Raw genomic sequence first — 24,411 nt, 5'->3', positions numbered from 1 at the left:
AAACAAAAGAGACGGGAAGTTCCCGTCTCTTTTGTTAAGTAGGTTTTTTATTGCTCTTGTGACCATTGCAGCATGCCGCCGGTCATGTTAGTACAGCCTTCATAACCTAGCTGCTGTAGATATTCGCAGGCTCGTTCACTGCGATAACCGCTCCGGCAAATAAAAATAATTTCATCGGTGCGTTCAATTTCTTCAAGACGACCCGGAAGCTGTCCGAGCGGAATGTGCTTGGCACCTTCAATCATGCCTTCCGCTACTTCTTCCGCTTCGCGGACGTCGATTAATTGCAATTGCTCTCCTGCTTGCAGGCGTGCGCGCAACTCAGAAGGTTCAATCAGGGCGATTTGCGTCATGGCCGGACCTCTTTTCTGATATATAATTGGGTGCTACGTATGTTTTTACGTGTGCAAAATATCACACACACTCTATGTATGATAGCTAAGCTAGCTCTAGGCTGTCAATCGGCTTAATCCTGAAGGCAGGTATAGATTAATTAACCGACGGGATTAAACTCGGGCGACCTAGATTAATATTTCTTATTTTTTGGGTGGAGAAATGAATGCTACAACTTGTATAATTAACGTAAAATAGGATGGTTTGAACTGAAAAGGAGCATGTACATTATGGATGTTATCGTTAGACCTACCCCTTCCTTGCAAGGAGAGATTGGGGCCCTGTCCTCCAAAAACTACACTACTCGTTATCTGCTCACTGCGGCACTTGCTGAGGGACAAAGTACCATTTATTATCCAGCCCACAGTGAAGACAGTGATGCTATGCGTCGTTGTATCGCCGATCTGGGTGCAGTACTGGAAGAGGATGATGAAAAAATAGTTATTACAGGTTTTGGTAGCCATCCTCAAGCTGTGAAGGAATTGAATGTGGGAAACGCAGGAGCGGTGCTCCGTTTTTTGATGGGTATTGCATCTCTATGTCCGGATGTTACATTTGTTAATACCTATCCCGACTCATTGGGCAAGAGGCCACATGATGATCTAATCGATGCACTGGGGCAATTGGGTGTGAAAGTAGATCATCGTGAAGGTAAGTTGCCAATTCGTATTCAGGGTGGTCAGGCGAAAGGCGGTAAAATTCAGGTGTCCGGCTCGGTTAGCTCACAATATTTGAGCGCCCTGCTATTCCTTACGCCTTTACTGGAGGAAGACAGTGAAATCGAAGTGCTTCATGATTTGAAATCCAAAGTGGTCATTGGGCAGACCCTGGAGGTATTGCAAGAGGCTGGTATCATCATTCATGCAAGCGATGATTACATGTCTTTTCGTGTCCCGGGGCGGCAATCCTATCAGCCACGTACGTATACTGTTCAGGGTGACTATCCAGGGAGTGCAGCGGTGCTGGCGGCGGCTGCAGTAACGAATTCCGATGTTACCATCCATCGTCTTAAAGAGCAGAGCAAACAGGGAGAACGTGCTATCGTAGATGTGCTGCGCATGATGGAAGTGCCACTGACACATGAGAACGATACCGTCGTTGTGAAGGGCAATAGCCGATTGAAAGCTGTCGAGTTTGACGGTGATGCTGCAACAGACGCTGTGCTCGCAATGGTGGCTGCGGCTGTATTTGCTGAAGGCACGTCCCGTTTTTATAACGTGGAGAATTTACGCTATAAGGAATGTGACCGCATTACCGATTATTTGAATGAGCTGACCAAGGCTGGGGCTCGGGTAGAAGAACGCCAAACGGAAATTATCGTACATGGCAGACCGGAGGGTGTCGAAGGTGGCGTGGAAATTAACGCGCATTTTGATCACCGTGTTATTATGGCCTTGACGATTGTAGGTTTGCGCGCACAGAAGCCGTTAGTGATCAAGGATGCACATCATGTTGCCAAATCGTATCCACAGTATTTTGATCATCTAACGACGCTTGGTGCTTCAGTAGAATGGGTAAAATAAAAGCAAACGAAGATACGAATAGGAGGGAACAGGATGGCTTTTGAAAATCCGTCGAGAGAAGAGATTAAAACCATTTTGGAACAAGTAGGCAATATTGCGGTTGTTGGTTTGTCTGATAAATCGGACCGCACCTCATACATGGTTTCTTATGCCATGCAAAAGCGGGGATATCGGATTATTCCGGTTAACCCTGCGGCGGCAGGGCAAACGATTCTTGGGGAGACTTGCTATGCCAGTCTTGCTGAAGTACCTGAGCCTGTGGAGCTGGTCAATGTATTCCGCCGCAGTGAATACTGTGCAGAGGTTGCGCGTGAAGCAACTGCTATTGGAGCTAAGATTTTGTGGCTTCAACAGGGAATTATAAGCCAGGAAGCCGCTGACATTGCGCAGGAGCATGGAATGACGGTTATTATGGATCGTTGCATTAAGGTGGAGGACTCAGTGACTCAGGCTGTACGTAAAGGATAAACATGGATCAGTGATCTGTACTATACGCAGATGAATAAAAACCTTCTTCCCTTGCTTCACAGGGTTGAAGGTTTTTGGTGCGAAATGAGGAATATGGTACAGTATATTATACTTTCAGGAATCCATATAATGTATGTATGCCTTGATGATGAAATTGCTCTAAACGGATTCCTAGTGTTATCTGTTGTGATGATAAAGTTTTTGACCTGTAGTAGCGTAAATAAATATTTTGGCAGATGGAATCATTGCTTTGACAAAAGTATTTATTCGGCTTACCATCAGGGATAGAAAGGAGAGGAATGCCATGAATTGGCTCGGATCCTTACAACAGCTCGGTCGTGCTGTCATGCTCCCGACGATGGTGCTACCAGCCGCTGCAATATTGCTAAGTCTCGGCAGCCTTCCTTGGTCCACATGGGGATTCCCTATGGTGTCTGATATGGCAAATGCGGCGGGACACGGGATTTTTTATTTTTTGCCATATTTATTTGCGGTTGGTGTTGCCCTAGGTATGTCGAATCAGGCAGGTCAGGCGGGATTGGCAGCATTGGCTGGTATGGCTATATACGATCAGGTCACATTGAGATTTGGAAACGGACTCATTCAACCGGCGACGCTCATTGGTATCATTTTGGGGGTCATTTCAGGGGTGGCCTATAATCGCTTCAAAAGCATCAAATTGCCTGAGGTGCTTCAATTTTTTGGAGGTACCCGATTTGTTCTACTGCTTATTGGCCTCTTCTCGGCTGTGTTTGCAGGACTCATGCTAATTATTGCCCCACTCATACAGAGAGGGCTGCAATTTATAGTAGGTCTGGAATCGAGCTTGGGCGGCTTTGGACTGTTTATCTACGGTATTCTATACCGGTTGCTGGCGGCCTTTGGTCTGCACCATCTGCTTAATAATATTTTTTGGTTTCAATTGGGTACATATAAAACGCCGTCTGGCAACGTTGTGCAGGGAGATTTACCCCGGTTTTTTGCTGGCGATCCGACAGCGGGCTATTTCATGTCCGGGTTGTTCCCCATTATGATGTTTGCGATCCCTGCCATTGCGCTGGCGATCATTCAGGAAGCGCGTGAAGATTTGAAGCCAAAGGTGCAAAAAACATTTTTGACGGCTGCGCTGGTCTGCTTTTTTACCGGAGTGTCCGAACAGATTGAGTTTGCCTTTTTGTTCGCAGCACCTTATTTGTTCCTCGTTCATGCGGTTATGTCTGGGCTGGCCATGTGGCTTACCTTTGAGCTGGATATTCATCACGGATTTTCCTATTCGGCGGGTTTTATAGATTATGTCCTTAATTTTCATCTCTCACATAACGCCTGGTTGTTAATTCCAGTGGGAGTGGCGTACGGGCTTGTGTATTATGTACTGTTTCGATGGGCTATCCGGCGGTTTCGTATTCCAACTCCTGGGCGCGAGGAAGGTTCGGTTCTGGAGGATTGGGCCGGCAATATTCCTTATAGTGCTCCGCTTATTTTGGAAGCACTTGGCGGGAAGGAAAATATTGTGCAGGTAGAGGCCTGCATCACACGTTTGCGGCTGACCGTCCACAATGACAGGCTGATTGATACCGGAGCGATGAAGGCTTTGGGATCGGCCGGGCTTATCAATCTGGGTGGGGGTAATTTGCAGGTTGTATTCGGAACGTATTCAGAACTGATTCGTGAGGAAATCGCCAAGCTGATGGAGCGTGATCTCCCTCAAATTTTGTTCAACGCTCCTGTACATGGAAAAATGCTACCGATTCATGAAGTGCCTGACAAAATTTTTGCGACGAAGCTGGTCGGGGACGGTGTTGCTTTTGTTCCTGAACGCGGTGAACTTGTGTCTCCAGTGTATGGTACTGTGATGCACTTGTATCCGACTATGCACGCTTTAGGCATCTCCACACGAGAGGGACTTGAGGTTCTGCTCCACATAGGGATTGATACTTCACAGCTAAAAGGGAATTTTACTGCTATGGTAGAAGCAGGCGATACGGTGGAACCGGGGCAATTGCTGATCAAATTTGATTTGCAGGCGCTGCGAGAGCAAGCGCCATCGCTGGTGACTCCTATGGTCATCACGAATCCGGATCGCGTCAAGTCGTGGAGCTTTGCTCCGTTTAAAACAGTGAAAAAAGGTCAGGCCTCGGTAATGTCCGTTGTGCTGCATGACAGGAATGTTGGAGGGGTAGAAACATGATAGAAGGCATCGGCGCCGCAGCAGGTGTGGCAATCGGGAAGGCATTTGTCCTGCCGAGCTGGGAGTGGGATTTACCTGATCAAAAAATGGATGCGGTAGATCTTGCAAAGGAATTTGAACGGTTGTATGAAGGGATACGCACATCCAAAAGTGAAATCCAGTTTATTAAGGATGAGTTTCGAGAGATGGTGGGGCCGGAGGAATCCAGCATTTTTGATGCTCATCTTGCGATATTGGAAGATCCGGAATTCATGAATGAAATTCGTGGAATTATTGAGCGTCAGTACAAGGCGGCCGAGGTGGCCGTGAAGGAAGCCATTGATCATTTTGTGACAATGTTTGATTTACTGGATGATGAATATATGAAGGAGCGGGCAATCGATATCAAAGATGTGGGGAACCGACTGCTCAAGCATTTGTTGGGTGCACCTGAAGTGACTCTTCCCAAGGACACACAGCCTTATATTCTGGTAGCCAAGGAGCTCTCACCCTCCCAATCGGCACACTTGAATCCTAGCTATGTTTTAGGGATTGTAACTATGAATGGTGGTAAAACATCGCATTCTGCGATCATGGCCCGCGCACTTGGTATTCCACTCGTTTCAGGACTGGAGAGCAATCTGAATTTGCCCGTTCAAACGGGAGACATGATGGTTGTGGACGGAGACCTGGGCAAAGTTTATGTGAATCCTGAAAAAACGGTAACGGATCATTATAAAATTTTGCGCGACGAGCAGCGACGCAGAAAAGAGCAGCTTCAGGTACTTGCTTCTGTAGATGCCGTAACCAAGGATGGAACCACCCTGAGGCTGGCGGCTAATATTAGTTCAATTAAAGAGCTGGAGGCAGCCTTGAAGCATGGCGCTCAGGGTGTGGGACTGTTCCGCACGGAATTTTTATACATGGATCGCAAATCTGCTCCAGATGAAGAGGAACAGTATGAAGTATATCGGCTGATAGCAGAAAAGGCAGTGAACCACTCCGTAGTCATCCGGACCTTGGATATCGGTGGAGATAAGCCGTTGGACTATCTTCAACTACCAGAGGAAGAAAATCCTTTTCTAGGTTACCGTGCTATACGGATCAGTCTGGACTGGAAGGAATTGTTTAAAACCCAGTTGACTGCAATTTTGCGAGCCAGTGCAACGGGGAATATCAAGGTAATGTATCCGATGATCTCATCGGTGGAGGAAGTCCGCCAGGCAGATGCTCTCTTGAAGGAGGCTATGGCGGATTTGGATGCAAGAGGGCTTGCCTATAATCCGAACATTCAGCGAGGTATTATGATTGAGGTACCGGCTGCAGCGATGATCGCTGATCTATTGGCAGCTGAAACAGATTTTTTTAGTATCGGAACGAATGATCTGGTTCAGTATGTGCTGGCTGTAGACCGTATGAATGAGCAGATTGCACATATGTACCATCCATACCATCCAGCTGTACTTCGAATGCTGCGCATGACTGCACAAGCGGCACATCAAGCAGGAATTGATGTGAGTGTATGTGGTGAGATGGCTGGAGATGAACGATCAGTTCCGCTTTGGCTGGAACTGGGGATACATCAGCTCAGCATGTCCCCCCAATCTTTATTGCGGGTCAAGCATCGTGTGCTGAATACGACTGCATCTGAGGCAACGACGGTCGCCCAGGTTTGCTTTGGCATGTCCACTGGTGCAGCGATCGAAGACAAGCTGACTGCAGCTAATGTCAGCTGCACTCCGGCCGGGCCTGGACGGCAGTAATATGTAATGTCCGCATACACCTTCAGGAGGAGCCAGAACTCCGTACTGTTAGGCTTGTCGTAGCAAACCTTAATGGCGTAGCATGATTTGGACGAAAAAGAACCTTCAAAACCACTTAATTCATGGTTTTGAAGGTTCTTTTTTTTATCTTGTTAATAGCCTGTTGTGATTACGGAAAATTCAGGTGTTATCTGCTAACAAATCGCAGAATGCTTTTCCGTAAGGTGGAAGATCAGGCGGCCGACGAGCAGATACAATATGTCCGTCCGTCACAACGGCCTCATCCTTCCAAATAGCTCCTGCATTTTCCATATCATCACGAATACCTGGTGTGGAGGTTACCGTAACACCATCCAAAATTTTAGCAGAGATCAGTACCCAGCCTGCATGACAGATTTGTCCAATCGGTTTATGAGCAGCATGAAACTCCTGTACGAGTTGAATTACCTTGGGATAGCGCCGCAGTTTATCAGGTGCCCATCCGCCAGGGACAAGAATCCCGTCATAATCACTGCTATTCAATTCCTCAAAGGCATATTCCGCTTCAGCAGGTACGCCATATTTTCCAATATATTTTTTACCCTTTTCCGCACCGGCTAAATGCACTTCTGCGCCTTCTTCACGAACACGGTAAATCGGATACCACAGCTCCAGATCCTCGAATTCCTCATCAACTAGGGCGATGACCTTTTTTCCGGCAAGTCTTGACATCCAACCATCCTTTCGTGCGTCACATGATGACACCTCTGTTTTGTAATCTGTACTTTTACATCTTAAGAAAAAGAACGCCCGAAGTCCATTCCTTCGTAGATTCTTATGTTAGTAATCTGCTCTTTGACAGCAATTGTCGTCATTTTCTGACCAGCCAAAGCTTTGGTAATTTGTTCATAGCTGCAATCTGTGGAAGGATTTGAGGTCCCAAAGTCGAAATAAAACAAGGTATGATAGATTTAATGGAGTTAACAAATATTTATTAGACTAGTAGATAGATATATTTGGATTCTGATGAGATCCTCGTATAGTTTGATCCTACGTAATGAGGTGGTTAAATGCATAAGCAATGCCAATGTGGCAAACCGATGGGACTGGAACTGCGAAAGGTAATCTATGCGGGCAAGGTTGAAATTTTGCACGTCCCCGTATTCTCCTGCTCGTCATGCTTTTCCAGTGAGGTTCTGCAACATGTGACGAAGGACATTAAGGCACTATTACAAAGTCTAGGGAGCAGACCTACGGTACGGAGAATATCTTTTGCTCGGAACAATGAACTGGCAGAAATCATTCGCAAGCTTGTACTGGAGGAAGCGGACAATCCCAATGTGGATTGGCAATCTGCTTTGGAGGAGCGGATGGAGCTTCGAATTAATCTCTTACTGGATCTTTATCGCTATGCGAGAAGTCTGGGAGACGAAGATTGGATGAATGATATAGAGAAAAGATTGGTTCAATTATCCGGTTTTACCAGTCATTCGGTATTTACGAATACAAAAAACTAAAAAATATGAAAATTTTCATGGTCACCATTGGATTTTACATGTTCTTTTTGTTACGATGAGAATAGGCCATACGACAAGACACAGAAAGGAATGTATATCCAATGGCGACGATGACAAAAATGACTACTGTTCAACAATTAAATACGGCTCTGGAAGCGTCATCAGACAAGCCGTTGCTTCTCTTTAAGCATAGCACACGTTGTCCGATAAGTGCAGGCGCATATCAGGAAGTGGAGTCCTATTTGCATGGCGCTCCCAACGAAAATATTGAATACGGTATCATTTATGTAGTAGAAGATCGGCCGGTGTCCAATGAAACCGCGGACAGGCTTCTGGTGAAGCATGAATCCCCGCAGGCCATTCTAATCAAGGGCGGAGAGGCTGTTTGGCATACATCCCATTCGAATATTACAGCCCGTGCACTCCACGATCATCTCACATAGATAGAATGTGTGCTGTCGTTGCATAAAGTAGTATTTTGTCGTATCATGGTTCTAATTAGTTGATCTAGGATTCGGTTGAAAATTTATTGGCAATGGAGAGAAGGAATGTGACGGTAACGATCTATGATGTAGCTCGCGAAGCTGGTGTCTCAATGGCTACAGTGTCCCGCGTAGTTAACAATAATCCTAATGTGAAACCTCAGACCCGCAAGAAAGTGTACGAAGCGATTGAACAATTGGGATATCGTCCAAATGCGGTCGCTAGGGGTCTGGCCAGCAAGAAGACAACGACCGTCGGCGTGGTTATACCGGATATATCGAACTCAATTTTTGCAGAAATTGCGCGCGGTATTGAGGATATAGCGAATATGTATCACTATAATATTATTTTGTGTAATGCCGACAAGCGAAAAGAAAAAGAGATTCGTGTCATCAACACATTGCTTGAAAAGCAAGTGGATGGTCTTCTGTTCATGGGTGGTACAGTAACGGACGAGCATATTCAGGCGTTCCATACAGCTGCGGTCCCTATCGTTCTGTGTGCAACGAGTGATGAAAAAGGAAGCTATCCTTCGGTCGATATTGACCATGAAGCCGCTGCTTTTGATGCAGTAAACACGTTGATCCGCCATGGACACCGTCAAATCGCCATGATCAGTGGTACGCTTCAAGACCCTGCAAACGGGTATGCACGTTTCCAAGGTTACAAGAGAGCATTGGAAGCAGCCGGAATTGATTATCAGGAGGATCTCGTGCGAATCGGGAACTACCGTTATGAATCCGGTGTCGAAGCAATGAAATATTTTCTCGGCCTGAAGAAGAAGCCAAGTGCGATTTTTGCTGCAACGGATGAAATGGCAATTGGTGCGATCCATAGTATTCAGGATGAGGGATTGAAAGTTCCTGATGATTTTTCGGTAATCAGTGTTGACAATATTCGTATGGCCTCTATGGTTCGTCCTCAGCTGACAACCGTCGCGCAACCGATGTACGATTTGGGTGCCGTAGCGATGCGTTTGCTGACCAAGCTGATGAAAAAGGAAAACGTGGAGAACCCTCGCGTTATTTTGCCGCATGAAACTATTTTGCGGTTGTCAGTTAATTATTTAGACTAGACGCAGTGCTGAATAGGATATACCTTCGATGAAAGCTCCTTTAATGGAGCTTTTTTCGCGGATATAAAGCTTCTTATGGACATCATCATCAAACCAAGAATAGAGGGATGCGTAATGAGTCGACTTTATGGATTAATGGGTGCTATGGATGAAGAAATTGAATTGCTGCTGGCAGCGATGACGGAAGCGAGTAAGACGGTCAAGGCTGGAATCACTTACACTACAGGAATCATTCACGGGCAAAGAGTCGTCGTCTGTAAATCCGGTGTAGGCAAGGTTAATGCTGCGGTAACAACACAAATCCTGATTGATCATTTTGGTGTAGAACAGATTATATTCACGGGAGTGGCAGGGGCGGTTCATCCTGATTTAAACATTGGGGATATTGTCATCTCATCAACATGTATGCAGCATGATATGGATGTAACGCCTTTGGGTTATGCCAGAGGGGTCATTCCTTATCAGGACACCTCAGAGTTTGGGGCTGATCCCGAGCTTGTAAGTCTAGCTGAGCAAGCCTGCAAATCGTTTGGCGATCGGTATATTGTCGGCAAGGTACTTTCTGGCGATCAATTTGTTGCAAATCGTGAGTTAGTGACTGCATTGCATCAGGAAATGGACGGCGCTTGTACCGAAATGGAGGGTGCAGCTGTGGCTCAGACAGCTCATATGAACGCTGTGCCTTATGTTGTCCTACGATCTATGTCAGATAAGGCTGATGGATCGGCCCACGTGAATTATGCTGAATTTACGGTAGAAGCTTCACAGCGTTCGCATCGTATTGTGGAGTTCATGCTCAAGCATTTGGGCTAATGGTATAATTTTTTAATACATGAATCTTCGGACAAATCGGATATGGTCAAACTGCTCTTGTGATGCGAGGGGCACATCCTTTCCCATTCGTACCATCAGACAGTTAGCAGGATGTGAGCATATTTCAGGATCATCCGTGGCGTACCAGACCATATCTACAGTTTTCATCAGACGTTCCATCATGCGGCGGTATTCCCATACGGAGAGACCGCTGCCTTTTAAATCCCAATGCCAATAGTATTCGGTCGTAAAAATAATATAGGATTCAAGCTGTCCGTCCTCAAAGGCAATCCGAATCATTCGGCTACCCAGGCCCAGACCACGATAGTCATCGGCTACCTCAACAGCTCCAAGTTCCAGTAAATCCTTCATGCCAGCTTCCGACCAGCGCTCCATCTCATCTGGGTAATGAAAAGTAACATATCCCAAAAGGGTTTCCCCGTTATGGGCAATGATAATTCTGCCTTCTGGCAGTTCCGAAATATCCACCAATGCGTCGAATTGCTCCTTTGGTTTGCGAAAGGCATCTAATTGCTTGTGCATTTGAAATGAACGCAGTTGATCCGCGGATACGGGGCCTTCTACATAGATTGTTTGTCCGTTATGATCCAGCATGTCCAAGTGGTACAGTTTTAAATGCTGCATGCGTACGCCCTCCTTGTTCGCCATGAGCTCGTTCCTCATATCCCATACTTATAGCAAAAAAACAATTAAATGAAAAGGATGGTCGTCACATCCTGACCTATGATATACTGTTTTAGACATAAAATGTTCACAATTTAAATCAATCAGTAAACCAAAAGGTTCCATCTGCTTTATTGATTTTGTAAGCGTTATCTTGTTCTGTGTGTTTCTCATTAATCCATTGTGAGGAGGCTGAACGGATGAAGATTGAAGAACTCCAGACTGTAGTTCCCACATCCAACATGGGCCCGTATGAACAAGCTTACAACAACTTTCAGTGGGAAGATGCAGAGCGTCATTTTACGTGGTATGAAACAGGCAAGGTAAATATGGCACATGAAGCCATTGATCGACATGTACAGGAAGGACGAGGTGAGAAAGCAGCACTATTGTATTGTGACGCAAACCGTCATGAAACCTACACCTTCTCTCAGCTTCGTGCTAGCTCTAACAGATTCGGAAATGTGCTGCGCAAATACGGTATTGGTAAAGGGGAGCGGGTATTTATTTTCATGCCGCGTTCACCCGAACTGGTTATTAGTTTACTTGGCGTTCTAAAGGTAGGGGCTGTTGTCGGTCCATTGTTTGAGGCGTTTATGGAAACTGCGGTTAAGGATCGATTAGAGGATAGTGGGGCGGTGGCATTAGTGACCACACCTGCGCTTCTGTCACGGGTAAAACGTGAGGAGCTTCCTGAACTGCGACATATTTTTGTGGTTGGCGATATGGATGAACGCGAGCAGGGAATTATCGATTTCGAGACAGAAATGCTTACGTCCTCAGAGGAACTTGAGCCAGAATGGTTGAATCGTGAAGATGGATTAATTATTCACTATACATCAGGCTCAACAGGTAAGCCCAAAGGCGTGTATCATGTTCAAAATGCAATGATTCAACACTACTATACTGGCAAAATGGTGCTGGATTTGCGGGAAGATGATGTGTATTGGTGTACTGCTGATCCTGGCTGGGTCACGGGAACGTCATACGGTATGTTTGCTCCATGGCTAAATGGAGCGACGAATGTCATTCGTGGGGGGCGTTTCAGCCCGGAAGACTGGTACCGCACGATTGAGCGTCACGAAGTGACCATATGGTATAGTGCTCCTACAGCGTTTCGGATGCTGATGAGCGCAGGGGAGCAGGTTGTTTCCAAATATGATCTCAGTAGTCTGCGGCATGTATTATCCGTTGGGGAACCGCTGAATCCCGAAGTGGTGCGATGGGGATGGCAAGTGTATACACAGCGCATTCATGATACTTGGTGGATGACGGAAACAGGAGCACAGTTGATCTGTAATTACCCTGAGCTGCCGATTAAACCGGGTTCGATGGGTAAGCCACTCCCAGGTATTCAAGCTGCTATTTTGGACGACAGAGGGCAGGTGTTGCCTCCTAACCGGATGGGTCACTTGGCGATCCGTACACCATGGCCATCCATGATGAATCGTATATGGAACAATCCGAACAAGTTTCAGGAATATTTCCGTTTTCCCGGTTGGTATGTATCGGGTGATTCAGCTTACATGGATGAGGACGGATATTTCTGGTTTCAGGGTAGGATTGATGATGTCATTAACTCCTCTGGGGAGCGAATCGGCCCTTTTGAGGTGGAGAGCAAGCTTCTGGAGCATCCTGCTGTAGCGGAAGCCGGAGTCATTGGAAAACCAGATACCGTGCGGGGAGAGATTATCAAAGCTTTTGTTGCACTGCGTGAAGGCTATGCACCGTCTGAAGCTTTACAGCAGGACATCTATCGCTTCGTTAAGGAAGGGCTGTCTGCTCATGCTGCTCCACGCGAAATTGAATTTAAGGAAAAGTTACCCAAAACCCGTTCCGGTAAAATTATGAGACGCGTGTTGAAAGCCTGGGAGCTTAACCTTCCTACAGGTGACTTATCTACCATAGAGGATTGAAGTGCTGTGCATATTAGAATTAAAAAAGGGAGTCTCCAAAGCCTTAATGGCTAAGGGGATTCCCTTTTTGTTAGGGTGAACCTCACCTTCACCCAACCTATCACTTTCTGCTTTTGTCTTCAGTTATGGACGGACGGCTCCGGAAGGAGCCGATTCCCCTATGGCATTCATGGAAGTGACACGAAACCAGCCTTTTGGCTTTTTCCCCGACTTATATTCAAAGCTGGTAGATGCGGTAGAGCCTATGTTTGTAAAAGGCTCCGCACCGCTTTCACTGTAATACACGTTATAGCCTGTAATGGCGTCCGCCGACTTACCTGCGCTCCATTGGAGCGCTACGGACGAGCCAGCGGCTTTAGCTTGAGGCTGTCCAGGGGCAGTAGGAACCTCAGTAGGCTGCGCACCTGTTCCATCTCCTTCGCCCGGAACGGCTGGAGACTCAGAATCTGCAGGTGGTACCACAGGTGCTGCGCTTGCTTTCGTGCTTGGGCCGGACTCATGGCCGCCTACATCAACGGCGGTCACGTAGTAGCTGGAGCTGCTGCCCCCAGGGCTGTCAGAGAACACCTTGGAGCCGTCAGCCATAACGACCTTGCCAAGTCGTTGGAAGCTACCCCCATCTGTAGAACGATACAGACGGTATCCTACGACGTCGCTGTTTCCGCTTGGGCTAAAGCTGATTATGGCTTTACCGTCACTATAGCTTACGTTGACGCTGGATGGAGCGCTAGGAGCTGCTCCATCGTCCTTGCGTGGATCAATCTGAGTAGGAGCTTCCTTATCTGCATCCTGAGGCAGATAGTAGGACAACGAATTATGTCGTCTCATCACCTTAAAGGCTTGCTGAAGCTCTTTAATCAATTCTGAGATTGGCTTTTCCCGTTTCCTAACGGTCCGTTCATACAACATATCATCCGGTGTACCATCGCGTGGAATATAATTCACACCTTGGTAGGTAATATATTTCGCACGGGTCACACCATTTTCACTGTTTTTAGGTGGATACTTGCTGTTATAAATGTCCGAACCATACGCGGATGCTGTACGGCTTACAATGCCGTCAGGTCTATTGAAACTGTCCGTTTGGAACAGTTGAGCATCTTGAGCTGTTACTTCATTCATGATTAGAGCCCACAGGCGACGAGCCCGCTCTTTTTGGACTTTCGTTTCAAGCTTATTGACAGGTTGCTTGTAACCAACCCATACACCCAGCGTGACGTCAGGCGTAAAGCCCTCGAACCAAACATCAGTGTAGGATTGCGTAGTGCCTGTCTTGCCGGCAATCGGAATCTTGCCTGATTGATCAAAGTTCCGCTTCACCAGTCTGCCAGTGCCTTCTGACACGGCGGTACGCAACATATCTGTCATCAGGTAGGCGGTTTGAGGTGAGAAGGCCTGCACAGGATTAGCCTGATGCTTATATACAATATTGCCTTGCGAATCCACAATCTTTTCGATCATATAGGCGTCATTAAACACACCGCCATTTGGAATGGCTCCATATGCATTCGTGAGCTCCTCGACGGTCACCCCGTGGGCCAAGCCGCCAAGTACACCCGTTTGGGCGTTGTTATCACTGGATTCCAAGGTGGTGATGCCCAGCTTCTTGGCAAAAGCCCAGGCTTTGCTGATCCCTACTTTTTCGTTAAACAGCTTGAGTGCTATCGTATTGAGCGATTGATTCAGTGCATAACGCGCCGTGACCAATCCTTGATAGCGGTTGTTAGAATTTTTCGGAATGTGATACCCATTACTGCCATCTTTCAAAATAATAGGGGCATCATCCACGATACTACCAGGCTGCACAAGACCGCTGTCCAATGCAGGGAGATAGGCAGCAATCGGTTTCATTGCCGAACCCGGCTGACGAACCATCTGGGTGGCATAATTCATCTGCTCCTTTTGGAAGTCCCGACCTTCCATCATTCCTAGAATGGCGCCTGTTTTATGCTGAATCAGAATAGCTGCTGCTTGTTCGTCACCCTTGGTTTTACTAGTGGCAGAGAAGTTGTTTTTATTTTCTGCAACTTGACGCATAGATTTGTATACGCTCTTATCAATGGTGGTGTACACCATATAACCGCCTGTGCGAAGCTGCTGTTCTGCTTCTTTGAGTAAATCGTTATCGTCCTTGGTTTTGGTATCTGCACTGGCATTAGCTGCTTGACCCGGATTGGTGACAGACATGAGTGCCTGCGCAGCCTGTCGTTCTGTTTCCATCATAAGATATGGATAGGTGTTATAAGCTTTAACAGTGCGTGGTGAGAGAGATTTTTTGATATCAAAAGCCATCGCTTCATCATACTGTGCTTTATTGATTTTGTTCTCCTCCAGCATTCGACTGAGCACCAGGTGCTGGCGGTTGATGGCTCTTTTAAAACCAGCTTCATTAAACTCGCCCTTACCGTTGTAAGCAGAATAAGAAGAAGGAAGCTGTGGCAAACCTGCCAGATAGGCGGCCTGGGCTACATTAATCTCGTTCAGATCATTCTCATTAAAAATACCTTTGGCCGCGGCTTTAATGCCAAAGACGTTGTAACCGCTTGAACCGTTACCAAAAGGTACTTTATTGAGATAGGCCGTAATAATTTGTTGCTTGCTCAGGAAGCGCTCAAGGCGCAGAGACAGCAAAATTTCTTTGACCTTGCGGTCATCCGTGCGATCGAGATTTAGAAAGACACGACGCGCGAGCTGCTGGGTGAGGGTGCTCCCCCCGGTTTGTACGGATTCATGCAGCGCCTTTTGCTTCACAGCACGCAGCGTTCCCGACAGATCGACACCTTTATGCTCGTAAAAATGATTATCTTCAATGGCAATGACTGCGTCAATGACGAGTTGTGGAATCTCCTTAAACGTGACAGGTCTTCGATCTTCTTCTGTCCGGAGTTGTCCGATGGGAGAGCCGTCATTGAAATAAGCGAAGCCTGTAATTGCATTCTTATCTACTTCCTGTAGGATCATGGATCTGGAACGCACGGGTTCGCTTTTTACAATAGAAGCAACATAGCCGGCGGCGGCCCCTCCTGCAAATAGTGCCCCCATAAAACCGATGATGACGACCCACTTTATGACACGGCCGAGCCTTCGCATGGTTATCCGCAAGCGGGAAGGCTTTGGCTCTGATACATTGTTTTTTTCTTCAACCATTAAGTCTTCCTCCTTTATAACAGCCATTATTATAGCATAAAATTACAAAATGAACCCATATGCTAAAAAGCCTGTCTTTTGGTGTCGTTGACTACATAAAAGCAATGTGTTATAAATAGGTCAAAGTAAATATCGTGAAAAGCTGAGAAAGACTTCAGTAGAAGGCGGAATCACGTTGTGCAGAGAGCCGATGGGTGGTGTAAATCGGTAGCGTCCCTCCTTTGAATTACCGTCTGGAGCTGTCTGGATGAATGGAAAACTTTGCAGGTTTGCGAAGCTAACGTAGTAATCCGGTACCGGGTGTAGGCCCGTTATAGGAATGAAGTGAAAGAAATGTCCGTCTTTGACATGCGTTTCTTTAATTAGGGTGGTAACGCGAGCAGCTCCTTCTCGTCCCTTGGGATGAAAGGGGCTTTTTGGTTTGTCTAATATATAATATTTTGGATAAAAATAGGGGGTATACAGGATGAAGTGGGAAGAATTGAAGCCAGAGCAACAGGTAGAGGTAGAGCGACAGCTAGAGGTGATACAGCGGGGTGTGGCGGAAATTGTACCGGAGGATGAGCTGAAGCGTAAGGTTATCAAATCGGTCGTTAGCGGCGAGCCGCTTAAAATTAAGCTGGGTCTTGATCCCTCTGCGCCCGACATTCACATCGGACATACGGTTGTTATGCACAAACTGCGCCAGTTCCAGGAATTAGGCCATCAAGTGCAACTGATTATCGGAGATTTTACAGGCAGAATTGGTGATCCGACAGGTAAATCAGAGACTCGTAAGCAACTGACTGAGGAAGATGTGCAGCGTAATGCACAAACGTACAAGGAACAAATTTTTAAAATTCTTGATCCTGAAAAAACAAAGGTATTCTACAATTCCGAATGGTTAGGGCCAATGTCTTTTGCTGATGTAGTAACCCTGTCGGCCAAAGTAACGGTTGCCCGCATGTTGGAACGGGATGATTTTACAAAAAGGTACCAGAACGGATTGCCGATCAGCATCCATGAGTTCTTTTACCCACTGATGCAGGGCATGGATTCCGTGGCTCTCCAAAGCGATATTGAATTGGGGGGAACGGATCAGAAGTTTAATCTGCTGATGGGCAGAACCTTGCAAAAGGAATACGGAGTTGAGCCGCAGGCTACGATTACATTACCATTGCTTGAAGGCCTGGATGGCGTCCAGAAGATGAGCAAAAGTTTGGGGAACTACATTGGTGTTGATGAGGAGCCGAACGAAATATACGGGAAATCCATGTCCGTTCCTGACGAGCTGATGCTGAAATATTTTGAGCTTGCAACGGATATCAACAACGAGGAGCTGGCAGAGCTGGCGAAAGGTGTTAAGGACGGCTCAGTACATCCACGTGATGCCAAAATGAAGCTGGCTGGAACGTTAGTGCGCATGTACCACGGTGAAGAAGCAGAGGAAGCAGCGAAGCAGCATTTTGTGACCGTATTTCAGCAACGTGCGCTGCCTGACGATATTGAAGAGTTCACCTTGACGGCTGATCAGTTAGAAGAAGGTGGCATTCGTGTGATCCAGTTGCTGACTCATCTGGGCTTTGCAGCATCTAACGGTGAAGCCAAACGCAGTATTCAGCAGGGCTCAGTCAAAATTAACGAAGAGAAATGGACCGATGTGAACGAAGCATACACGCCGAAGGAAGGCGACATTGTGCAGGTAGGTAAACGGAAATTTGCTAAAATAAAGCTTGGATAATGAAAATATATTCGAAAGCAGCGCTGAGATTGTATCGATCTCAGCGTTGCTTTTTTGTTTCTGCCAAGTGAAAAGTCATGGTAAACTTAGCACAAATAATCAAACAAGTAGGTAAAGAGTTATACATAATGAAAACGTGGGTTGCACAATTTGGGTGTAGGATAGATAACTAGAACAATTACGAGTGTGGGGAAGGATTATATGGACTATTTTAAACGAATTCAGTGTGCGATTGAGTTTATTGAATTGAATCTGCGGGAGGATTTAAAAATTGCCGAGATTGCTTCACAGGCATGCTTTTCAGCTTTTCATTTCCAGCGGGTTTTTCAGGCTATTTCGGGTTTTACGGTTCAACAATATATAAGAAGGAGAAGATTGTCCGAGGCGGCTGAACAGCTGAAACAATCCAATCAAAAAGTGTTGGATATTGCTATTGAGTATCAGTACAACTCACAAGAAGCTTTTACCCGCGCTTTTGAAAAGAATTTTGGGATCCCCCCTGGGAAGTATCGTAATGGTGATATTGAGCTTCCTAGGCAAAGTAAAATCAATTTTCTGGATTACCAAAAAAATACGAAGGGGGATTTGGATGTGAACAAGCCGGTGATATTGCAGCTCGAAACGACCAAAATTATAGGATATGAATATAAAACAAATTTGAATAATGAGCTGCACTATAAAGAAATCCCAGAATTTTATGGGCACTTTGGAGCCAATGAATATTTTATGTGTATCCCGAACAAGATTGCACCGGGAATGTCATATGGGGTTGCCTGTCGATTTGAAGACAACGGTGCATTTTCATTTGTGGTGGGCGAGGCAGTTGGAAAAGAGTCAAAAGAACTGGCAGAGGGTTTCATATATATGGAGATTCCAGCAGGGAAGTATGCTGAGTTTGACGCTTCGGGTTTAGATGGACGAGTTCAGAATATACGAGACTTTATCTATGGCACATGGCTTCCTAATTCTAATTTTGAACGGAGGGAGGGGCCGGATTTTGAAATTACGGACGTGATGAATTCCTCCTATCCAGATCATTTGAGTATGAAGGTGTACATCCCCATTGAATAAAACTCTCAGCCTCGTGCATAGGGAGTATAAAAAAAGCACCCGAATAAATTCGGGTGCTTTTTGGTGCTAATACAAGGATTAGCGGTTGTAGAATTCGACGATTTGTTTTTCATCGATATCTTGGGACAATTCGCCACGCTCAGGCAAACGAATGAATTTACCTTCCAGAGCTGCGTCATTGTACTCCAGGTAAGCTACCAAGTGGTTGCGGTTTTCCAAAGCTTCTTTGATGGAAGACAGGGAACGACTTCTTTCACGAAGACCGATCACGTCGCCAGGGCTTACTTGGTAAGAAGCGATGTCAACTTTTTTACCGTTCACAGTAACGTGACCGTGAGCTACCAATTGACGTGCGCCTGCACGGGAATTAGCAAAGCCAAGACGGAATACAAGGTTGTCCAGGCGGCTTTCCAGCAAGAACATAAAGTTTTCACCAGCGATACCGTGCATGTGTTGAGCTTTGTTAAACAGGGTACGGAATTGTTTTTCACCCAAGCCGTACATGTGACGCAGCTTTTGTTTCTCTTGAAGCTGCATACCGTAGTTGCTGATTTTTCTCCGTTGGTTTGCACCATGTTGTCCCGGAGGGAAAGGGCGTTTCAATTCTTTACCTGTGCCGCTCAGGGAAATACCAAGACGACGGCTCAATTTAAATTTAGGACCAGTGTAACGTGCCATTATAGAGTTAACTCCTTCATAATTAAAATTTGAGTTGGGGCTCTCTTTGCGCTCCAATTTGTTCGGCGCTACCTATTAAGGTGAGACGCACTACTGACAGAAAAGTTCAGCCGCTGTCCTGTCAGCAACAAAAAAGATGAGGGTGACACAAACTGTTACGCCCAAAATTTAAGATCCGCACAGTAGATAGTTCTGCCGTACAGTCTTTTTCAATAATATATACTATATGTAAGAGTAGGTCAATGTCAAGAAGAGAAAAAGAATGAAATCGTCAAATTTTGTCGATAGGGCTTTAGAACTAAAAAAGTGGGACGAATTTCTGGAAAATGGATGCAAATTTCTAGAGTTGGGAGTAAAATAGATCATATTATGAGCTATAGTGGTGTATAGCCGCTGTCTTGGTACAGCTAATTTTGCTGTGAAGGAGCGCCTTAATATGTCGGAATTTTCAACAACGGATCAGCAAATGCTTGACAGTAAAACGGTCCAGGCTAGCGGTGCTCCGCTGTTTGATGATAAAGGATATACGTCTTTTGCCTGGCTCCAGAACATGGATATGACACCCTATGATTTCCCCTATATTAACCAGCTGCTTGTACAAGGATATCGGAGTTGGTTACAGCAGAGCAATGGTATATCCTGGATTAACGAAGAATATACTGCAGTGTTTAATTTTATAGGTGTTCGTGTTGCTGGTAGGGAAGAAGATGATGACGAGGATTTGGATTTGGTCGAACGTTGTTGCATATCTAGAGAGATGGAAGTGAGCCAGCGCAAACTTCGTGATGGAAGCCTTGCGTTTGTGTATATGGTTCCCATACTATGCCGTAACTACAAGAGGGAGCCCTTTGCCGCTCTTCGTTTTACACGGCCTGCTCAACATTCTGTCTCAAATCAGGACACATTGTTAGCAGCTGCTTTACATTTTAAATCCAGCTTTTACTCGAAGTTTGAGTACATATTTATGGAAGATATCCTTGGGATGCAGAATCGAAGCGATCGTGAAGGTAGCCGCCGTTCTATTTTATTTCAGATTGTAAAACGGATGCATGACAAAATTGACGTGGAAGGCGTGCTAGATGAGGTATTCGGAAGCATCGCCTATTTGTTTCCCCATGTAGATATCACCCTGTACATGAGTCAGGATCGACATAGTCGCAATCCGCAGGTCAAACCTTTGCTGCTGCATGAACGGGACGAAGATGTATGCGTACGTGCATTTATGAAAGGGCAAATGGCTGTGAATGAGCCAGTCGGTACACAAGATGAGATGACTGAAATCGGCATCCCATTACGTGGCAAGCAGGGTGTATACGGTGTTTTCCATATGATTCTTCCATCGGGTGCGGATAGTATGAAAAAAGTGGATGTAGAGCTGATTGCCATGATGGCGGATACGGCTGGCACTGCATTTGAAAATGCAAAGCTGCTTGAGCAATCGAATGTACTTATCCATGAATTGCGTCTCATTAATGAACTGGTTCAGCGCTTGAATCAGAGCCTGAAGTTAAATGAAATATTTGAATTTGCCGTTCAGGAGTTATTGAAAATGTTCATGGCGGACTTTTGTTGTATTGTACAGCTTGATCAGGATGGAAACTGTTTTAAGGTTATGTCGAGTAATGTGGAAAGCTTAAGACTGGAAAGTTACCCTCTTGAAGATGGATTTGCTGGACTAATACGTTTAACAGGAGAACCAGTGATTGTGTCGGACTATAGAAAGGATGGAAAGATATCCTCTCATTTTATGGATGCGACGCACTCCCAGTCTTTGATGGCTGTACCTATGAAGACCAGCGGTACTCCTAAAGGAGTTATACTATTGTCCAGCAAGCTTCCACACTTTTTCTCTTACGATAATTATAAAATGCTGCAAATGCTAGCCCCTCATATCGGGTTGGCGGTAACCAATGCTATGCTGCACGCTGAAGTGCGGCGGTTGGCTAATATGGATATGTTAACAGGTCTTTATGTACGTCACTATGTGGACCAAATCATTCAGCAACATCAGGAAAAGGATTTCTGTGGCTCACTTATTTTGGTAGATATTGATCAATTCAAACAGGTGAATGATACACATGGGCATCAGACGGGTGACGAAATTTTGAAAAGCGTCAGCAATATCGTTCGTTCGGCGACTCGCGATGAGGATGTATGTGCCAGATGGGGCGGCGAGGAGCTTGCCATTTATTTACCGCAGCTGGGGGTGCAGCAGGCGCTCGGATATGCAGAAAAAATACGTTACCGTGTACAGCATGAAACCGAGCCTCAGGTGACTGTTTCTTGCGGGATTGCTGAATGGAACTGGCTGGATGAGCAGATCAGTATTGAATCTTTATTTTATAGGGCTGATATGGCCTTGTACGAAGCAAAAAATGAAGGACGCAATCGAATAGTTGTTGATCATGTAGCCAATGTGTAGAGAATATTCCTTAGGGAATGTTCTCTTTTTGTCTTGCATAACCCATTGCAGACAGGTAAATCCTAAACGTACTATATCGTGTGTATGATTGAACTATAGGGATAACGCGATGAAGTGAACCAGGTAGCATAACTGCCTTGAAGCAGGATTATTGCTCATGAGTACAGTTATGTTCAGGATAGGACGGATGATGGGATGCATTGGAGAAAGCAATGGGTGATGCAGGTTTGTGGTGTGTTGCTTGTAATAGGTGTGTTAAGTGGTTGTGCACTGGATCGACAATATACGCCTGAGCAGATTTTTAAGAGAGCTGTTGCAGGAATGGCTGGCAAAGAGATGGTAACGTTTACTGGACGGACTGCAATTAGAGCAGACAGTGGTCTGCCAGCGAATAAGCAGTTTGAATATCGCGGTAGGCTAAAAAATCACGATGAATTGACCATGCACTGGGGCTCTGCAGAGGCTTTCCGTAAGCAAGGTGGCTACGCAGCTCTGAAACAAGGTAAGTCCGAGCATGATGTTACACAGGAACGTTTTCTTCGTCAGAGTGGGAAATGGGTTGCGCTGACATCCGGTTATCCTCCTGTGGTTGGAAATGGTATGTTAAATCGCTTCAATCCGATTCAGGAGCTTGAGGAATTAAATACACTGAATAAGAGCATTCGTATGGAAACGGGAGCTGCCCGGGGAACTTGGGTGTTGAGGATTGAACCGGAATCTGCTTCGGCAAAGCGCTGGTTGAAAGATCGTTTAATAAAAGAAATGAATACTTTAAACCCTCAAATCGGGATATTAAAAACGCAGCATACAGGAACGAATCGAGAGCTGCAAAAGAAGCTGAGCCTAATATGGGCGCAAAGTTGTGAGGAGATGAGCAACCAGCTGGAGCAATCCATTGTGCATACGGTGTATCATTTGACCATAGATCGCCAAACAGGTTTACCCTTAAAGCTTTCATCGGAATGCCGGATTTCCCGACAGGGAGCGAATGCAGAGCTGCATCAAGAGGCTTTGATAACCAGAGTTACTTTTGAGGACTACAAGTAACGTGGCGGGCGTGATACAATGAATTTTGAATTAACCATTGTTCAAAAAGAATGAAATAGAGAAGGAGAGACACTACATGAAAGATCCTAGAATACTTAAGCTGGCGGAAAATCTGGTAGGTTACTCTGTTGAAGTGCAGCCTGGAGAAAATGTATTGATCGAAATGATTGGTACAGAGCGCGACTTGCTTAACGCCATCATTCATGAAGTTGGTAAAAAAGGTGGAAATGTTTTTGTACAGCTTACAGACCGTAAGGTACAGAGCGCCATGCTTCGCCACGCGACAAAGGAAATGCTGGAGACCTGGGCTGAGATTGACCTTAACCGGATGAAGCAAATGCACTGCTATATCGGAATACGTGCAGGTGAAAATGTAAATGATCTGTCAGATGTGCCGGAAGATAAAATGAAAATGTATAATTCCATTTATCAGCATGCGGTACATAGCGAACAACGGGTGAAGCACACCAAATGGGTAGTGCTGCGTTATCCGAATGACAGCATGGCTCAATTGGCGAATATCAGCACGGAAGCGTTCGAAGATTTTTATTTCGATGTGTGTAATCTGGATTATGCAAAAATGGACAAAGCTCAAGATGCATTGGCAGACCTGATGAATCGGACGGACAAGGTACGGATCAGTGGACCGGGTACGGATTTGAATTTCTCTATTAAGCAAATCGGAGCGATCAAGTGTTCAGGTCAATGCAATATCCCGGATGGCGAAGTATACAGCGCGCCTGTACGTGATTCCGTTAACGGAACGATCAGCTACAATGCACAAACCCTGTATAATGGTATTACCTTTGAAAATGTTAAATTCCGTTTTGAAAATGGTAAGATCGTGGAAGCGACGAGTAACGATACGAAGCGGCTGAATGATATTCTCGATTCTGACGAGGGAGCACGTTATATTGGCGAGTTTGCCATCGGGTTTAATCCGCACATCTTACATCCAATGAAGGATATTTTGTTTGATGAGAAAATCGCCGGCAGCTTACATTTTACACCGGGTCAAGCTTATGAAACAGCGGATAACGGTAATCGTTCATCGATCCACTGGGATTTGGTGTTGATTCAGCGTTCAGAATATGGCGGTGGTGAAATTTATTTTGACGATGTTTTGATTCGTAAAGACGGCATCTTTGTACTGCCTGAGCTGGAGCCATTAAACCCTGAAAATTTAAAATAACGATATCCGTTCTTGCTGAGAAAGCGATTTCAATGTATTATTATGGATGAGTAACGATACATGACAATTCAGTAAAGCGAGGGATCTCTATGTCCAATAATAACGCGGCGGTTGTTGAAATTGCACAGACGGCGAGCAAGTTCACCTCTTCCATCGTCCTTCATTCCGAAAATAAGTATATTGATGTGAAAAGTATACTGGGCTTGTTTACGACCCTAGTCAGCAGCCATAGCTATGAACTACACGTTCATGGACCAGATGCGGAGGAAGCTAAGAAAGCGATCATCGAGTTGTTCGAGAAGCACGGACTTCATATTTCAGTAGCCAGCTAACTTTATTCTTGAAGCAAAAGC

Annotated in this window: 20 protein-coding genes and 1 other annotated feature; of the genes, 15 read left to right on the top strand and 5 right to left on the bottom strand. The window is 45.6% G+C overall.

The window, feature by feature from the left end; all coding sequences use genetic code 11:
• Positions 1 to 47: 47 nt before the first annotated feature.
• Positions 48 to 353, bottom strand: a complete 306-nt coding sequence (locus tag AC5ELV_RS07015) for a rhodanese-like domain-containing protein (protein WP_190297554.1) — start codon at positions 351 to 353, stop codon at positions 48 to 50.
• Between the two features lie 270 nt (positions 354 to 623).
• Between AC5ELV_RS07015 and aroA the strand changes: the two genes are divergently transcribed.
• From aroA to ptsP, 4 genes are all read left to right on the top strand, one after another.
• The gene (gene aroA / locus AC5ELV_RS07010) at positions 624 to 1,916 is read left to right on the top strand and encodes a 3-phosphoshikimate 1-carboxyvinyltransferase (protein ID WP_493429628.1); all 1,293 of its coding nucleotides are present in this window, start codon (positions 624 to 626) and stop codon (positions 1,914 to 1,916) included.
• 33 nt (positions 1,917 to 1,949) lie between these two features.
• Positions 1,950 to 2,384, top strand: coding sequence for a CoA-binding protein (locus AC5ELV_RS07005; RefSeq protein WP_493429627.1), 435 nt, complete (start codon positions 1,950 to 1,952; stop codon positions 2,382 to 2,384).
• Positions 2,385 to 2,688: 304 nt separating this feature from the next.
• Complete coding sequence (locus AC5ELV_RS07000; RefSeq protein WP_023989337.1) at positions 2,689 to 4,572, top strand: glucose PTS transporter subunit IIA; 1,884 nt, start codon at positions 2,689 to 2,691, stop codon at positions 4,570 to 4,572.
• Entirely contained in the window at positions 4,569 to 6,314 is a 1,746-nt protein-coding gene (ptsP, locus tag AC5ELV_RS06995) for a phosphoenolpyruvate--protein phosphotransferase (RefSeq protein WP_493429626.1), read from the top strand. Before AC5ELV_RS07000 ends, ptsP begins: the two co-directional genes overlap by 4 nt.
• A gap of 180 nt (positions 6,315 to 6,494) precedes the next feature.
• On the opposite strand, the gene AC5ELV_RS06990 is transcribed toward ptsP, so the two are convergent.
• Positions 6,495 to 7,025, bottom strand: coding sequence for a type 1 glutamine amidotransferase domain-containing protein (locus AC5ELV_RS06990; RefSeq protein WP_250239420.1), 531 nt, complete (start codon positions 7,023 to 7,025; stop codon positions 6,495 to 6,497).
• A 338-nt stretch (positions 7,026 to 7,363) separates the two neighbouring features.
• On the opposite strand from AC5ELV_RS06990, the gene AC5ELV_RS06985 reads away from it, so the two are divergent.
• The 4 genes from AC5ELV_RS06985 (at position 7,364) to AC5ELV_RS06970 (ending at position 10,181) form a co-directional block, all read left to right on the top strand.
• A complete protein-coding gene (locus AC5ELV_RS06985) occupies positions 7,364 to 7,810 on the top strand; it encodes a hypothetical protein (protein WP_493429625.1) in 447 nt (148 codons plus the stop codon).
• A 101-nt stretch (positions 7,811 to 7,911) separates the two neighbouring features.
• Entirely contained in the window at positions 7,912 to 8,253 is a 342-nt protein-coding gene (ytxJ, locus tag AC5ELV_RS06980; protein WP_493429624.1) for a bacillithiol system redox-active protein YtxJ, read from the top strand.
• A 107-nt stretch (positions 8,254 to 8,360) separates the two neighbouring features.
• Positions 8,361 to 9,368, top strand: coding sequence for a catabolite control protein A (gene ccpA, locus AC5ELV_RS06975; RefSeq protein WP_029517652.1), 1,008 nt, complete (start codon positions 8,361 to 8,363; stop codon positions 9,366 to 9,368).
• Positions 9,369 to 9,482: 114 nt separating this feature from the next.
• The gene (locus AC5ELV_RS06970) at positions 9,483 to 10,181 is read left to right on the top strand and encodes a 5'-methylthioadenosine/adenosylhomocysteine nucleosidase (RefSeq protein WP_493429623.1); all 699 of its coding nucleotides are present in this window, start codon (positions 9,483 to 9,485) and stop codon (positions 10,179 to 10,181) included.
• A 12-nt stretch (positions 10,182 to 10,193) separates the two neighbouring features.
• Here the strand turns inward: AC5ELV_RS06970 and AC5ELV_RS06965 are convergent, their stop codons facing one another.
• A complete protein-coding gene (locus tag AC5ELV_RS06965) occupies positions 10,194 to 10,826 on the bottom strand; it encodes a GNAT family N-acetyltransferase (RefSeq protein ID WP_493429622.1) in 633 nt (210 codons plus the stop codon).
• Positions 10,827 to 11,065: 239 nt separating this feature from the next.
• Between AC5ELV_RS06965 and acsA the strand changes: the two genes are divergently transcribed.
• A complete protein-coding gene (acsA, locus tag AC5ELV_RS06960) occupies positions 11,066 to 12,781 on the top strand; it encodes an acetate--CoA ligase (RefSeq protein WP_493429621.1) in 1,716 nt (571 codons plus the stop codon).
• A 123-nt stretch (positions 12,782 to 12,904) separates the two neighbouring features.
• Here acsA and AC5ELV_RS06955 read toward each other — a convergent pair whose 3' ends face one another.
• Complete coding sequence (locus tag AC5ELV_RS06955; RefSeq protein WP_493429620.1) at positions 12,905 to 15,928, bottom strand: transglycosylase domain-containing protein; 3,024 nt, start codon at positions 15,926 to 15,928, stop codon at positions 12,905 to 12,907.
• A gap of 135 nt (positions 15,929 to 16,063) precedes the next feature.
• Positions 16,064 to 16,329 (top strand) — a binding site (T-box leader).
• 65 nt (positions 16,330 to 16,394) lie between these two features.
• Here AC5ELV_RS06955 and tyrS point away from each other — a divergent pair.
• Both tyrS and AC5ELV_RS06945 read left to right on the top strand, forming a co-directional pair.
• Positions 16,395 to 17,648, top strand: a complete 1,254-nt coding sequence (tyrS, locus tag AC5ELV_RS06950) for a tyrosine--tRNA ligase (protein ID WP_013310921.1) — start codon at positions 16,395 to 16,397, stop codon at positions 17,646 to 17,648.
• Positions 17,649 to 17,849: 201 nt separating this feature from the next.
• Positions 17,850 to 18,719 (top strand): AraC family transcriptional regulator, encoded by an 870-nt coding sequence (locus tag AC5ELV_RS06945; RefSeq protein ID WP_493429619.1) that lies wholly within the window; start codon positions 17,850 to 17,852, stop codon positions 18,717 to 18,719.
• Between the two features lie 78 nt (positions 18,720 to 18,797).
• Here AC5ELV_RS06945 and rpsD read toward each other — a convergent pair whose 3' ends face one another.
• On the bottom strand, positions 18,798 to 19,397 hold the full coding sequence (rpsD, locus tag AC5ELV_RS06940; RefSeq protein ID WP_013310919.1) for a 30S ribosomal protein S4: 600 nt from the start codon (positions 19,395 to 19,397) through the stop codon (positions 18,798 to 18,800).
• A 436-nt stretch (positions 19,398 to 19,833) separates the two neighbouring features.
• On the opposite strand from rpsD, the gene AC5ELV_RS06935 reads away from it, so the two are divergent.
• The 4 genes from AC5ELV_RS06935 to AC5ELV_RS06920 all read left to right on the top strand — a co-directional run bounded on the left by AC5ELV_RS06935 (position 19,834) and on the right by AC5ELV_RS06920 (position 24,390).
• The gene (locus tag AC5ELV_RS06935) at positions 19,834 to 21,819 is read left to right on the top strand and encodes a sensor domain-containing diguanylate cyclase (protein ID WP_493429618.1); all 1,986 of its coding nucleotides are present in this window, start codon (positions 19,834 to 19,836) and stop codon (positions 21,817 to 21,819) included.
• A 195-nt stretch (positions 21,820 to 22,014) separates the two neighbouring features.
• On the top strand, positions 22,015 to 22,866 hold the full coding sequence (locus AC5ELV_RS06930) for a hypothetical protein (RefSeq protein WP_493429617.1): 852 nt from the start codon (positions 22,015 to 22,017) through the stop codon (positions 22,864 to 22,866).
• A 76-nt stretch (positions 22,867 to 22,942) separates the two neighbouring features.
• A complete protein-coding gene (locus AC5ELV_RS06925; protein WP_493429616.1) occupies positions 22,943 to 24,058 on the top strand; it encodes an aminopeptidase in 1,116 nt (371 codons plus the stop codon).
• A gap of 89 nt (positions 24,059 to 24,147) precedes the next feature.
• Positions 24,148 to 24,390, top strand: coding sequence for an HPr family phosphocarrier protein (locus AC5ELV_RS06920; RefSeq protein WP_493429615.1), 243 nt, complete (start codon positions 24,148 to 24,150; stop codon positions 24,388 to 24,390).
• Positions 24,391 to 24,411 lie beyond the last annotated feature (21 nt).

It is taken from the genome of Paenibacillus sp. NMA1017 (assembly GCF_058895805.1).
The sequence above is the reverse complement of the archived record's forward strand: the minus strand, read 5'-3'. Positions and strand labels throughout refer to the sequence as shown.

Coding starts and splice junctions, on each gene's coding strand:
- AC5ELV_RS06920 (WP_493429615.1), top strand. CDS start 24,148: ATGTCCAATAATAACGCGGCGGTTGTTGAAATTGCACAGACGGCGAGC.
- aroA (WP_493429628.1), top strand. CDS start 624: ATGGATGTTATCGTTAGACCTACCCCTTCCTTGCAAGGAGAGATTGGG.
- AC5ELV_RS07000 (WP_023989337.1), top strand. CDS start 2,689: ATGAATTGGCTCGGATCCTTACAACAGCTCGGTCGTGCTGTCATGCTC.
- ytxJ (WP_493429624.1), top strand. CDS start 7,912: ATGGCGACGATGACAAAAATGACTACTGTTCAACAATTAAATACGGCT.
- AC5ELV_RS06970 (WP_493429623.1), top strand. CDS start 9,483: ATGAGTCGACTTTATGGATTAATGGGTGCTATGGATGAAGAAATTGAA.
- acsA (WP_493429621.1), top strand. CDS start 11,066: ATGAAGATTGAAGAACTCCAGACTGTAGTTCCCACATCCAACATGGGC.
- tyrS (WP_013310921.1), top strand. CDS start 16,395: ATGAAGTGGGAAGAATTGAAGCCAGAGCAACAGGTAGAGGTAGAGCGA.
- AC5ELV_RS06925 (WP_493429616.1), top strand. CDS start 22,943: ATGAAAGATCCTAGAATACTTAAGCTGGCGGAAAATCTGGTAGGTTAC.
- AC5ELV_RS06985 (WP_493429625.1), top strand. CDS start 7,364: ATGCATAAGCAATGCCAATGTGGCAAACCGATGGGACTGGAACTGCGA.
- AC5ELV_RS06930 (WP_493429617.1), top strand. CDS start 22,015: ATGCATTGGAGAAAGCAATGGGTGATGCAGGTTTGTGGTGTGTTGCTT.
- AC5ELV_RS07015 (WP_190297554.1), bottom strand. CDS start 353: ATGACGCAAATCGCCCTGATTGAACCTTCTGAGTTGCGCGCACGCCTG.
- AC5ELV_RS06990 (WP_250239420.1), bottom strand. CDS start 7,025: ATGTCAAGACTTGCCGGAAAAAAGGTCATCGCCCTAGTTGATGAGGAA.
- AC5ELV_RS06945 (WP_493429619.1), top strand. CDS start 17,850: ATGGACTATTTTAAACGAATTCAGTGTGCGATTGAGTTTATTGAATTG.
- AC5ELV_RS06935 (WP_493429618.1), top strand. CDS start 19,834: ATGTCGGAATTTTCAACAACGGATCAGCAAATGCTTGACAGTAAAACG.
- rpsD (WP_013310919.1), bottom strand. CDS start 19,397: ATGGCACGTTACACTGGTCCTAAATTTAAATTGAGCCGTCGTCTTGGT.
- AC5ELV_RS06955 (WP_493429620.1), bottom strand. CDS start 15,928: ATGGTTGAAGAAAAAAACAATGTATCAGAGCCAAAGCCTTCCCGCTTG.
- AC5ELV_RS07005 (WP_493429627.1), top strand. CDS start 1,950: ATGGCTTTTGAAAATCCGTCGAGAGAAGAGATTAAAACCATTTTGGAA.
- ptsP (WP_493429626.1), top strand. CDS start 4,569: ATGATAGAAGGCATCGGCGCCGCAGCAGGTGTGGCAATCGGGAAGGCA.
- AC5ELV_RS06965 (WP_493429622.1), bottom strand. CDS start 10,826: ATGCAGCATTTAAAACTGTACCACTTGGACATGCTGGATCATAACGGA.